The organism is Chryseobacterium sp. II3a (assembly GCF_057815135.1).
On the sequence record NZ_JBYPZJ010000004.1, the window covers coordinates 228,411 to 241,635 of the forward strand.

General features: G+C 36.7%; 9 protein-coding genes. All 9 read left to right on the forward strand.

The features are described 5' to 3' along the window. Nucleotides 1-125: 125 nt before the first annotated feature. A complete protein-coding gene (locus AC3HD6_RS12330) occupies nucleotides 126-1,754 on the forward strand; it encodes a T9SS type A sorting domain-containing protein (protein ID WP_488896589.1) in 1,629 nt (542 codons plus the stop codon). A 288-nt stretch (nucleotides 1,755-2,042) separates the two neighbouring features. Continuing rightward, nucleotides 2,043-2,489 (forward strand): 50S ribosomal protein L11, encoded by a 447-nt coding sequence (gene rplK, locus AC3HD6_RS12335; protein WP_045501113.1) that lies wholly within the window; start codon nucleotides 2,043-2,045, stop codon nucleotides 2,487-2,489. A gap of 11 nt (nucleotides 2,490-2,500) precedes the next feature. Then, nucleotides 2,501-3,193, forward strand: coding sequence for a 50S ribosomal protein L1 (rplA, locus tag AC3HD6_RS12340; protein WP_068944773.1), 693 nt, complete (start codon nucleotides 2,501-2,503; stop codon nucleotides 3,191-3,193). Between the two features lie 17 nt (nucleotides 3,194-3,210). Next, nucleotides 3,211-3,795 (forward strand): 50S ribosomal protein L10, encoded by a 585-nt coding sequence (gene rplJ, locus AC3HD6_RS12345; RefSeq protein WP_488896590.1) that lies wholly within the window; start codon nucleotides 3,211-3,213, stop codon nucleotides 3,793-3,795. 46 nt (nucleotides 3,796-3,841) lie between these two features. Next, nucleotides 3,842-4,210, forward strand: a complete 369-nt coding sequence (gene rplL / locus AC3HD6_RS12350) for a 50S ribosomal protein L7/L12 (protein ID WP_488896591.1) — start codon at nucleotides 3,842-3,844, stop codon at nucleotides 4,208-4,210. A 269-nt stretch (nucleotides 4,211-4,479) separates the two neighbouring features. Then, the gene (locus AC3HD6_RS12355) at nucleotides 4,480-4,971 is read left to right on the forward strand and encodes a hypothetical protein (protein WP_488896592.1); all 492 of its coding nucleotides are present in this window, start codon (nucleotides 4,480-4,482) and stop codon (nucleotides 4,969-4,971) included. A gap of 127 nt (nucleotides 4,972-5,098) precedes the next feature. Next, nucleotides 5,099-6,229: a hypothetical protein gene (locus AC3HD6_RS12360; protein ID WP_488896593.1), complete on the forward strand. Its 1,131-nt coding sequence runs from the start codon at nucleotides 5,099-5,101 to the stop codon at nucleotides 6,227-6,229. A gap of 34 nt (nucleotides 6,230-6,263) precedes the next feature. Beyond that, nucleotides 6,264-8,864 carry a T9SS type A sorting domain-containing protein gene (locus tag AC3HD6_RS12365; protein ID WP_488896594.1) on the forward strand — a complete coding sequence of 867 codons (2,601 nt, stop codon included), beginning with the start codon at nucleotides 6,264-6,266 and terminating at the stop codon, nucleotides 8,862-8,864. A 438-nt stretch (nucleotides 8,865-9,302) separates the two neighbouring features. Then, nucleotides 9,303-13,124 carry a DNA-directed RNA polymerase subunit beta gene (rpoB, locus tag AC3HD6_RS12370; RefSeq protein WP_488896595.1) on the forward strand — a complete coding sequence of 1,274 codons (3,822 nt, stop codon included), beginning with the start codon at nucleotides 9,303-9,305 and terminating at the stop codon, nucleotides 13,122-13,124. The last annotated feature ends 101 nt before the right edge of the window (nucleotides 13,125-13,225 follow it).

Sequence of the window (13,225 nt, forward strand, 5' to 3'; positions counted from 1 at the left end):
TTTTGTGTTTTGGTGTGTGGAGATAATGTGGTGTTTTCTGTATCTTGTGTGGAAATTATGTGTGGTATTTTTAACAAGGTGAGGTGACTTTGTATTCCTTTGTCCCTTATTAAAACAATACTACAATGAAAAAATTACTTACTCTTTTTATAGGTCTTTCTATAGGCTTTATGGGAAAAGCACAATGGACTCCGATTTTAGATCAGAACCTTTTGGTAACAAGTGCAGGAGGAAGCTCTTTTGCTGAAACAATGAGTGATGGGAAAACGTATATTGGATTCTGGAAAAGTGTACCGGCTCCAGTGAATTTTGAACTCTGGGTTCAGATTCTGGATCAAAATGGGAATAAGCAATTAGGTCCCAATGGAATTAAAGTTTCAGATCAGATTCCAATGGGAACTTATACAGTAATGGAAAAAACGGCAGTAGATGCATCGGATAACCTTTATATCGGTGTAACCGGAACAGGTACCGGAACTCCAGGATATGTTTTTAAAATTACTCCCCAAGGAACATCCGAATGGCCATCCGGAATCAGTTTGGGAGAAGCTTATTTACCTACAATTCTGCCATTATCTGATGGGAATATCGTAGTGGCATACTTTCCTCCAAGCCAGAAATATACTAAAGTTCAAAAGTTTAATACAGTCGGGCAGCCGTTATGGACAAATCCGGTTCAGATTATTTCGAATGATCCTGTCAAAAATACAGTTCCTGCTGATCTTTTTAAACTGGATGGTGATGAGTGTGAAATTATTTTTCATAAGCAATTATCCTTTGGAACTACAAGCTATTTGTTTGCTCAAAAGCTAAACCTGACCAATGGTGGGCTGCTTTGGGAAAGAGCCCAGCAGATTACTACTAAATCTACTGCTTATAACGCAAAATATACAGGAGCTGTAGATGGAAATACAGTGTATTATGGATATAGTACCGGGGAGAATATGAGGTTTGACGGATACCTTCAAAGAGTGAATACCGATGGATCTCTTCCATGGGGAGTGTTCGGAGTAGATTTTGATACCAATCAGACTTATTTTGAAAAAGATATGAAGATTGCTTTTGAACAGGGTTCTCCTTATATATGGTCAATTGCAAATTACAGTTCTTCATCTCAGGGAGAAAATGGTGAATTTGTGCAGAAGTTTGATAAAAATACCGGATCCAGATTGTTTACGGATAATGCCAAGCAGGTATTTCCGGTAGATAATATATCAATGTTCCATTATAGTAATCTGCAATTGGTCAATGACAAACCCTATTTTGTGGTACAGAAAAAAGAAGGTTCGGCGTTGAATGTATCTCTGAATGCTGTTCTTCTAAAAGACAATGGTGATTTTGAGTGGCCTCAGCACTATCTTCCAATGGCAACCTTCCCTGCACCTAAAGGATATACAACTGTATTGAAACCCATCAATGGACAAGGAGTCATTGTTTTTCAGGAAGCCAAAAATACAGAAGGAGCTCCAACAGGAATTTATGCACAGAATCTAGTTTTGCCAAGCGGTACGATGGGGACAGATGATATTTCAGGAAAAAAAGATAATATTAAAATTTATCCGAATCCGGCAGTAGATCTTATACATATAGAAGGATTGAAGGATCAGAATTTCCAAATTTATACTATGGCTGGACAGCTGGTGAAATCTGGATTAATGAAACATGGAGTGATAGATGTTAGAGATCTGATAAAAGGCACTTATATTCTGAAGCTAAAAGAAAAAGAAGAAAATATCAAGGTTATCAAGAAGTAATTTTCCATAATAGTAATAGTTCAATTAAAGAAGGAGAGCAGAATCTGTTCTCCTTTCTTTTTATTTGAATGTTATACTATATATCAGTATGAAAATCTGAAATATGAATTTCTCAATATCAATTATTTTTTTAAAACTTTTTAAAAATCAGCAATATCCGTTTGTAGTTTCAAAAATATTTTATACTTTTGCAGTCCAAAAAGTAGGCTTATCATAGGTGAGTGCGATAACCTGCTGAATAATAAATGCTTCCAAACTCATTAATTATTCAAATTTAAAAAACAAACAATGGCTAAGAAAGTCTTTAAAATGGTAAAGCTTCAGGTGAAAGGTGGCGCAGCTAACCCTTCTCCACCAGTAGGTCCAGCATTGGGTTCTGCAGGTGTGAACATCATGGAGTTTTGTAAGCAATTTAACGGAAGAACCCAAGATAAGCCAGGGCAAGTTTTACCTGTAGTAATTACAGTATACGAAGACAAATCTTTTGAATTCGTTATTAAAACTCCACCTGCAGCAATTCAGTTAATGGATGCGGCTAAGATCAAGGGAGGTTCTGGTGAACCAAACAGAAACAAAGTAGGTGCTGTAACTTGGGAACAAGTAAAGAAAATCGCTGAAGATAAAATGGCGGATCTTAACTGTTTTACAATGGACTCTGCTGTTTCTATGGTTGCAGGTACTGCTAGATCTATGGGATTAAGAGTAACAGGAACTAAACCAACTTTTAACGCTTAAAACTATTAGAAATGGCAAAATTGACTAAAAAGCAAAAGGAAGCTTTAAGCAAAGTAGAAAAAGGAAGAATCTATAACCTTGAAGAAGGTTCAGCTCTTGTAAAAGAAGTGAACACTGCAAAGTTTGATGCTTCTGTAGATATCGCTGTAAGATTAGGTGTAGACCCAAGAAAAGCAAACCAAATGGTAAGAGGTGTTGTATCTCTTCCTCATGGTACTGGTAAAGATGTTAAAGTTTTGGCTTTAGTAACTCCAGATAAAGAAGCAGAAGCTAAAGCTGCTGGTGCTGACTATGTAGGTCTTGACGAATATTTACAAAAAATTAAAGAAGGTTGGACAGACGTTGACGTTATCGTTACGATGCCAGCTGTAATGGGTAAATTAGGTCCATTAGGTAGAGTATTAGGTCCAAGAGGTTTAATGCCAAACCCTAAATCAGGAACTGTAACTATGGAAATTGGTAAAGCAGTAACTGAAGTGAAAGCAGGTAAAATTGATTTCAAAGTAGACAAGTATGGTATCATCCACGCTGGTATTGGTAAAGTATCTTTCGATGCTGCTAAGATCAAAGAAAATGCGCAGGAATTGATCTCTACATTGATCAAAATGAAGCCAACTGCTGCTAAAGGAACTTATGTGAAGTCTATCTATTTGTCTTCTACAATGAGCCCAGGTATTGCAATTGATACTAAATCTGTTAACTAATAATAATCCTCAAGACAATGACAAAAGACCAAAAAGTTGTAGCAATACAAGAGATCAAAGATTTGCTTCAGGATGCAAAAGTAGTATACGTAGCAGATTTAGACGGTTTGAACGCTGGTAAATCTTCTGATTTCAGAAGACAAGCTTTCAAGCAAAATATCAAAGTGAAAGTTGTTAAAAATACACTTTTACAAAAAGCGATGGAACAAATCGAAGGAGTAGATTACTCTGAAATGTTCCCATCTTTCAAAGGAAACACAGCATTAATGATCGCTGATACAGCTAATGCTCCTGCGAAACTTATCCAAGGATTCAGAAAGAAAGAAGAAAAGCCAGCTTTAAAGTCTGCTTTCGTTCAAGAAACTTTCTATATTGGTGATAACAACCTAGATATGTTGGCTAACATCAAGTCTAGAGAAGAAATGATCGGTGAAATCATCGGATTACTTCAGTCTCCAATCCAGAGAGTTGTTTCTGCTCTTCAAAACAAGCCTGAAACTGTAGAAGCTAAAGCTGAAGAAGCTGCTCCTGCGGTAGAAGAAACTCCTGCTGAAGCTCCAGAAGCTGCTGCAGAAAGCACTGAAGAAACAAGTGCTGAATAATTATACTCAAAAAATTAAATAAATAATCAACAAAAACATTACAACAATGTCAGATTTAAAAAATTTAGCTGAAACGCTAGTAAACCTAACTGTAAAAGACGTAAACGAATTAGCTGCTATCCTTAAGGATGAGTACGGAATTGAGCCAGCTGCTGCTGCTGTAGTAGTTGCAGGTGGAGCTGCAGGTGAAGCTGCTGAAGAAAAGACTGAATTCGACGTAATTCTTAAGTCTGCAGGTGCTTCTAAATTAGCTATCGTTAAATTAGTAAAAGATTTAACTGGTGCTGGTCTTAAAGAAGCTAAAGATATCGTAGACGGTGCTCCTTCTGCAATCAAAGAAGGTGTTTCTAAAGACGAAGCTGAAGCTCTTAAGAAGCAATTAGAAGAAGCTGGTGCTGAAGTAGAATTGAAATAATTTCAATTTTATTATAAATATAAGAAGCCTGAGCCTATGCTCAGGCTTTTTTTTAATCATTAACTAAAAAAGACGCATTTTATCTATAAGTGTATTTAAATATTTTTGCTGCATATTGTCTTATATTTTATTATTATTGAATATTTGTTAATGATTAACATAATGTTTTGTTTAAATTTCTTGTATTGAATATTTTTAATGTATTTTTTTTATTAAAATGTTGTTTTGTTTGAAAAAGTATTATATTTGTACTAATAAAAAACACAACATTGGATAGAAATTATTTTCTTTCCTATAGTCAAGTAGCACTTATTCTTTTGCTATCGATTATAGGAAAACTAAACGCAAGAATTATATCTTCTGCAGCAGGTAGGTCTGAATTACTGCGCTGCACAGATATAAATGATACTGATCACTTCCCATACTTATCTGATACTTTTTCACAGAAAACTGTGAGTACTGCAGTATGCGGTCCTAATCATCATACAGAAAACAATGATGGTTTTCAGTATATTGTTTTTAACCAATCTTTACAAAGTAATTTGCCCATTGCAAATGACAGGGATTTTTTTCTTCTTTCTACAAAAAATTTAAAGTTTATTTCTGTATGGAATAAATGGAGAATGGTAAATTTTGGTGAACATATCAATGTATTGAATGTAGTAAAAAAAGTAAAAAGGTTTTACATTAATTCTGTTAAATTAATTGATGGTTTTAAGTTTATCATTAAGATCCCTGATAAGCTGAACGCTATTTCTTAATATATCTCCGACTTTTCCGATTCTAAGTAGTTTTTTAACTCGTTTCATTTATCATTTTAAATGAAATAGCCATCGGATTGTCCTTTTATAAAAACAAACACAAAAAAAACAACAAATATCACTAAGAATGAAAAGCAAATTATTCACACTCACACTTTTATCTGTAGGACTTTCTTTGTCTGCACAGGTTGGGATTAATATAGGTCAGCCTCAGGCTAGCCTTGATGTGGTGGGCTTTCCATCAGATGCTAATAAGCTTGATGGAGTTATTGCCCCAAGACTTACGGGTGTACAGCTGAAAGCTAAGACTTATACCACTGCTCAAACAGGAGCGATAGTCTATGTTATTTCTGCTGAAACAGCTCCTACAGGCCAAACTGTAGATGTTATAACACCTGGCTATTATTATTTTGATGGCACAAAATGGGGGAACTTAAATGCTAATTGGCGTACTGTAGGAAATAACGGTACTGTAGCTACTTCTTCAAAGCTAGGCACAGACATTTCTGGCGGAAATTATTTAGGAACAAGCGATGGACAGAATCTGGTATTAGCCACTCAGAAAAATGTAAAAGCAATACTTGATGTAAATGGAACAATTCAGGGAGGAAATTCCAATGATGCCACTGGGGCTTATGCTGCTTTTTCCTGGGGATCAAATAATACAACCAATTCCACCTCTTCCAATGTTGCCATAGGGAGAAATAATACAGCAACTGCCATTAATGCTAATTTTCCAGCTGTAGCTATTGGTGCTAATAACTCCGCTACGAATGGTGCCAAAATTATTGGAAATTCTAATAGCGCATCAGGAGCCAATCATCTTGTATTTGGAAACTCTAATACAATCTCGGGTACAGCAGGGCTTACATTGGGGAACTTACATAACAATAAAGGAGGGATTGCTATAGGCAGTGGCAATACAGTAGATTTAAATAGTATTGCAGTAGGTTCTGCAAGTTCAGCAACTGGTGGGCAGGCTATGGCTATTGGTTTTTCAGGAACAGCAGTGTCTGGGCAATCAGTCTATGCTAATAAATCACATGTATTTTTTAATATAACGAACGGAACGGATACAATTCTAGGAATTAATATGGTGCCTACGGCCGATACTGCAACAGGAGCTGCTCTTCAGCTGAAAGGTATCGCTACGTCAGGAACTACCTGCTCCAGTAAGGAAGAAGGAGCGATCCGCTATAATTCTACTGCCAAAGTACATGAAGGATGTAATGGTACAGCATGGAAAGCTTTATACTAATTCAAATAAACACAAACTTTATACAATAAAAAAAATGACCAAAAAATTATTCGAGAAATTAACTGCAGCTCTTATGACATTGATAATGTCTGCTGTAGTTTTTGCCCAACAGGGTTACGAGCCTATCCGAGGGATGGGAGTAGAAGCAAAGCCTGTAAATAACTCTGGGATTTGCCTTGCATGTTATAACGGAAGTATGAATCCGGTAGTGGATGCTAATCTGGATAATAGTGTGAATATGGGGAATTTCGCCTCTTTGATAAGTGGGAACGGAATTTCTGTGAAAAATAATAATACCAATTATCCGGCGGGATATATTACAGGATTTAATGTGGATCTTGGAACAAGCTTTATTACGATTGATCTTTTAAGCTCTTTAAGAATCAGTACGTATAAAAATGGAGTGCTTCAGGAAACAACAACAAGTAGTACACTTTTATCCGTGCCGGCATTCGGAGGGAGCAAGAATAGGATATTTTTACACTTTAAGACTTCTAAAGAGTTTAATGAAGTAAGATTATACCAAACTAATGTTCTTTCCGTATTTAGTGCGATGAATGTGTATTATGCATTTGCATTTGATCCTGCCAGAGTGCCAGTAGATAACAACGGAATTTGCGATGATATCATTGCAGGAAGTGGTGTGGATGGTAACGTATCTGGAAGCAGCAGTTTCCTTGCTCCGCTTTCCTATGTTCAGAATAAAGAAAATATCGGAGATGGAAATAAAAACTCTTTCGGGAAAATTGTTCTTCCTATAGGATTGTTAGGATCTTATTCCGTGGGAGTTTTGGATAAAAACCAGGTATATCCTGCGGGAAACAGAACAGGATTTGTCATTGAACCTGATGATCAGGGAAAATTGTTAAGTGCTGAGTTCTTAAAAAATATTACTATTGAAACTTACTTGTTCGGGCAGCTTCAGGATTCTAAACAACTTTCAGATGGTGGAGGTTTGATCAATATTAAAGTTCTTGGATATGGTTCAGGGAAACAAAAAGTGACTTTAACCACTACTAAGCCTTTCAATGAAGTAAGATTAAAAATTACTCAGACAGTAGGATTCAATCTTGGAGCGCTTAAAGTGTATTATGCTTTTGAGGAGCCGATCTCTTGTGAATGTGATGATAAAATTCAAACTAGCGGCTCAGCAGTCCCTGGAAATTTAGTGACAGGATCAAGCTGGACATCAGGACCTGGGTTCTTGGGTCTTATTTTGGCCAAAATGACAAGTCCGGAAGCTATTGTGGATAACAATCCATCTAATTATGCAACAGCAACAGTTCCTGCTGCTTCTCTTTTCAGTATTTTCTCAGCATTTGCTACAGTAAGCAGCAATAGTATGCTTCCTGCTAACACAATGGCTGGATTCACAGTAGAAAAGGCTGGAAACCTTTTGGGAGTAAGTGTGCTCGAAAATATTACAGTAACATTGTATAACGGAAATTCTGTAACAGATACCTTTACAAGCTCTGGAAGCCTTATCAGTGGAAATTTCTTTACCACCAATTCTAATAAATTTTATGTAGGAGGGAAAGCTACAAAGCCTTTTAACAGAATGAAGATTACTTTCAACAGTGGTACAGCTGTTCGTATTCCTCAGAGCTATTATATCTATAATGCATTTGCTAGTAAAGATGATGATAATGATGGTGTTCCGAATTGTTTCGACCGTTGCCCTAATGGTGATGATAGTATAGACAATAATGGAAATGGTATTCCGGATTGTGCAGAAGGCTGTACAGTAGTGAATGATAAGTCGCCAACATTAGATACAGATGGAGATGGAATTGTTGATGCATGTGATTTTGATTCAGATAATGATGGTATTCCAGATTCTATAGAAGATTTTGATAAAAACACAAAATTTGAAGATGATGATTTAGAAGGTGATATCTTGATTACTCCTATTTTGGGAGATGCTATTCCAAATTATCGTGATCTTGATTCCGACAATGATGGAATTTTAGATCTGTTTGAATCAGGTATTCCAATCTCTGTAATTAATCAGATTGATGCAGATCATAATGGTATTATTGATAGTGGTGTTGCAGTAGGGAAAAATGGGTTAGCGGATATTCTGGAAACGTATCCGGACTCTGGAACGTTGAAATATCCAATCAAAAATACAGATGGAGATAATTTACCTGACTTCCTTGATGTTACTTCTAATGGTTCAGACTTTGATCTGTATCAGATAGGAAAAGGTAACCTTGACACATTAGGTGGAGGATTTATCTCTACAATTAATGATAGTGATAAGGATGGTATTCAGGCTGTAGTAGATACAGATCTTGTAAAAAGAGGAGCTCCAAACTCTCCGCTTTCTCCGTATGCTTCATTACTTAAAAATGGTTTGAATAGTTCTTCAAAAATGAACGGAACTTCAGAAATAAGAGAGACAGCAAATGATGTGAAGATTTATCCTAACCCTGTAAAAGCTGGAGAAAGCCTTATGGTTACATCGGCTGAGGAAGGAACTTATACTTTATTCTCTGCAGAAGGAAAGGTTGTGAAGTCTGGTAAATTCTCTGCTCGTACAGGTATTGATACCTCTGCGTTGCCTACAGGAATTTATATTATTAATGTAGAAACCAAATCAACAGTGAAATCTTATAAGGTTATTGTGAAATAATTTTGTAGCTTCATAATAAGGTGAAGGCTGCCCGTTTGTGGCAGCCTTTTTTATTTAACATCTTAAAAATGAGATGATTTATTTGTTATTGTGGATAACTTTTTGTAACTTTGCACCTCTTTTGGCGCGAAAAATTGTTTGTAAATTTATAAAATACTGAAAATCAACTCTTTCACTGTGTAATAGCGTGAAGGGGATTTCGTGTTTATAGATATTACGGTGATACCGTCTCAAAAGTAAGAAAAATATTTTGCATTACGCTGTGAAAAGATATACCAGTGTTGCAGTTAGAAAGAGCCAAGTGCAAAGTTAAAAGACTTTAAGGTCCTTCGTGAGCGCCAAAAACACTTTTACCTTTTTACTTTTACATTGTTTCTTGTTCTTTTCTGATATTTTTAAATGAATCAAAATATTTTTTAACCCTTTCTTAAAAGTTTTATGAGTAAAACAAAATCAACAACTCAAGGAAATCCGAGAATTAATTTCTCATCAGCGAAAGGAAAAATTGTAACTCCAGACTTCTTGGACATCCAAATTGAGTCTTTCAGAGAATTTTTCCAGCTTGATACACTTCCTGAAGCCAGAAAGACAGAAGCTCTTTACAAGACTTTCCAAGAGAATTTCCCAATTACGGATTCAAGAAACCAATTCGTATTAGAATTCTTAGACTATCTGGTAGATTCTCCACGTTATTCAATCGATGAGTGTGTGGAAAGAGGACTTACTTATTCAGTTCCTCTAAAAGCAAGACTTAAACTGTACTGTACTGACCCGGAACACGAAGATTTCCAAACAGTGGTTCAGGATGTATATTTAGGTCCGGTTCCTTATATGACTCCTTCTGGTTCATTCATTATCAATGGAGCAGAGCGTGTAATCGTAACTCAGTTACACAGATCTCCGGGTGTATTCTTCGGACAAACTTACCACGCTAACGGAACCAAACTTTACTATTCAAGAATTATCCCTTTCAAAGGATCTTGGATGGAATTTACAACAGATATCAACAGCGTAATGTACGCGTATATCGACCGTAAGAAAAAGTTACCATTAACAACTTTATTAAGAGCTATCGGTTACGAATCTGATAAGGATATCCTTCAGATCTTCGATCTTGCTGAAGAAGTGAAAGTTTCTAAAGCTGCCCTTAAAAAAGTAGAAGGGAGAACATTGGCTGCGAGAGTATTGAACACTTGGTTCGAAGACTTCGTAGACGAAGATACAGGTGAAGTAGTTTCTATCGAAAGAAACGAAATCATCTTAGATAGAGAAACAATCCTTGAAAAAGAACACTTAGATCTTATCTTGGATGCAGGTGTGAAATCTATCCTGATTCACAAAGAAAATAGCAATGAATTCTCTATCATCCAGAATACATTACAAAAAGACCCTACAAACTCTGAAAAAGAGGCAGTAGAGTACATCTATCGTCAGTTAAGAAACGCAGATCCACCAGATGAGGAAACTGCAAGAGGAATTATTGAAAAATTATTCTTCTCTGAGCAGAGATACTCTTTAGGTGAAGTAGGACGTTACAGACTAAACAAAAAGTTAGGTCTTAACATTCCAACTACCACTGAAGTTCTTACAAAAGAAGATATTATTGCAATCGTAAGACACTTAATCGAGCTTGTAAACTCTAAAGCTGAGGTTGATGATATTGACCACTTATCAAACAGAAGAATTAAAACTGTTGGTGAGCAATTAGCAGGACAGTTCGGAGTAGGTCTTTCAAGAATTGCAAGAACAATCAAGGAAAGAATGAACGTTAGAGATAACGAAATCTTTACTCCACTTGACCTTGTTAACGCTAAGACTTTAACGTCTGTTATTAACTCATTCTTCGGTACCAACCAGCTATCTCAGTTCATGGACCAAACCAACCCTCTATCAGAGATTACTCACAAGAGAAGATTATCTGCACTAGGGCCTGGTGGTTTATCAAGAGAAAGAGCAGGTTTCGAGGTTCGTGACGTTCACCATACGCACTACGGAAGAATTTGTCCGATTGAAACTCCGGAAGGACCAAACATCGGTTTGATTTCATCTTTAGGTATTTATGCAAAAATCAACAACCTTGGTTTCATCGAAACTCCATATAGAAAAGTAGAAGATGGTAAGATTAATCTTAACGCAGATCCTATTTATCTGAATGCAGAAGACGAAGAAGACAAAGTAATTGCTCAGGCAAACGTTGAATTGAGTGATAATGGAGATTTCTTAACAGACAGAATTATTGCAAGACTAGATGGTGACTACCCAGTAGTTGAACCGGCTCAGGTTAACCTTATCGACGTTGCACCTAACCAGATCTCTGGTATTTCTGCATCACTAATTCCATTCTTGGAGCATGATGATGCGAACCGTGCATTGATGGGATCTAACATGATGCGTCAGGCCGTTCCTCTATTGAAGCCACAGGCTCCAGTTGTTGGTACAGGGCTTGAGCAGCAAGTTGCAAGAGATTCAAGAATCTTAATTAACGCTGAAGGTACAGGTACAGTACAGTACGTAGATGCTGACAAGATTACCATCAAATATGAAAGAAGTGAAGACGAAGATTTAGTACAATTCGAGTCTGCTACTAAAACATACAACCTTACTAAGTTTAGAAAAACTAACCAGAGTACAACCATTACCCTAAGACCAAACGTAAGAGTAGGTGATGTAGTGGAAAAAGGACAGGTACTTTGCGACGGGTATGCTACTGAAAAAGGAGAATTAGCTCTTGGTAGAAACTTAGTAGTAGCGTTCATGCCTTGGAAAGGATACAACTTCGAGGATGCGATCGTAATCAACGAAAAAGTTGTACGTGAAGACTGGTTTACTTCAATCCACGTAGATGAATATTCACTAGAAGTTCGTGATACTAAATTAGGTATGGAAGAACTTACAGCAGATATTCCAAACGTTTCTGAAGAAGCTACTAAAGATCTTGACGAGAACGGTATGATCAGAATCGGTGCTGAAGTGAAGCCTGGAGATATCATGATTGGTAAAATCACTCCAAAAGGTGAATCTGACCCGACTCCTGAAGAAAAACTTCTTAGAGCAATCTTCGGTGATAAAGCTGGTGATGTAAAAGATGCATCATTAAAAGCTGACTCTTCATTAAGAGGAGTGGTTATCAACAAGAAATTGTTCTCTAGAAACATTAAAGACAAAAAGAAAAGAACTGAAGAAAAACTTAAACTTGAAGAAATTGAAAACACTTACAAGGCTAAGTTTGATGACTTGAGAAACACTTTAATTGAAAAATTAAATACACTGGTAAGCGGTAAAACTTCTCAAGGGGTACAAAATGACCTTGATGAAGAGATCATCGGTAAAGGTGTGAAGTTCACTCACAAGTTATTAACTTCAGTTGAAGATTATGTAAATGTTAGCGGTTCAGATTGGACAGTAGACGCTGACAAGAATGAATTGATCAAACAATTGATTCACAATTACAAAATCAAATATAACGACATCCAGGGAGTTAAAAACCGTGAGAAATTCGCAATTTCAATCGGAGATGAGCTTCCAGCAGGTATCATGAAGTTAGCTAAAGTTTACATCGCTAAGAAACGTAAACTGAATGTAGGGGATAAAATGGCAGGACGTCACGGTAACAAAGGTATCGTATCAAGAATCGTTCGTGAAGAAGATATGCCATTCCTTGAAGACGGAACACCAGTAGATATCGTATTGAATCCACTTGGGGTACCTTCCCGTATGAACATCGGACAGATCTATGAAACAGTTCTTGGATGGGCTGGTCAGAAGTTAGGGATGAAGTTCGCTACACCGATCTTCGATGGAGCTAGTCTTGATCAGATTACTGAGTATACTGAGAAAGCAGGTCTTCCTAAATTCGGTCACACTCACCTTTATGATGGTGGTACCGGAGAAAGATTTACACAGGCAGCTACAGTGGGTGTTATCTACATGCTGAAATTAGGGCACATGGTTGATGATAAGATGCACGCACGTTCTATTGGTCCTTACTCATTGATTACTCAGCAGCCGTTAGGAGGTAAAGCTCAGTTCGGTGGTCAGAGATTCGGAGAGATGGAGGTTTGGGCACTTGAAGCATTCGGTGCATCTAACATCCTGAGAGAGATCCTTACTGTGAAGTCGGATGACGTGATTGGTAGAGCAAAAACTTATGAAGCAATTGCTAAGGGTGAATCTATGCCTGAACCAGGTATTCCAGAATCATTCAACGTACTACTTCACGAGTTACAAGGTCTTGGATTAGACGTAAGATTGGAGGAGTAAATTAAAGATTTAATTACTAACAATTAAAGAATTAATCAACTCCGAGATATAAGAGAGAAAGTAACCTTTCGATCTTTAATCTTTTAATCAAAAATAAAATT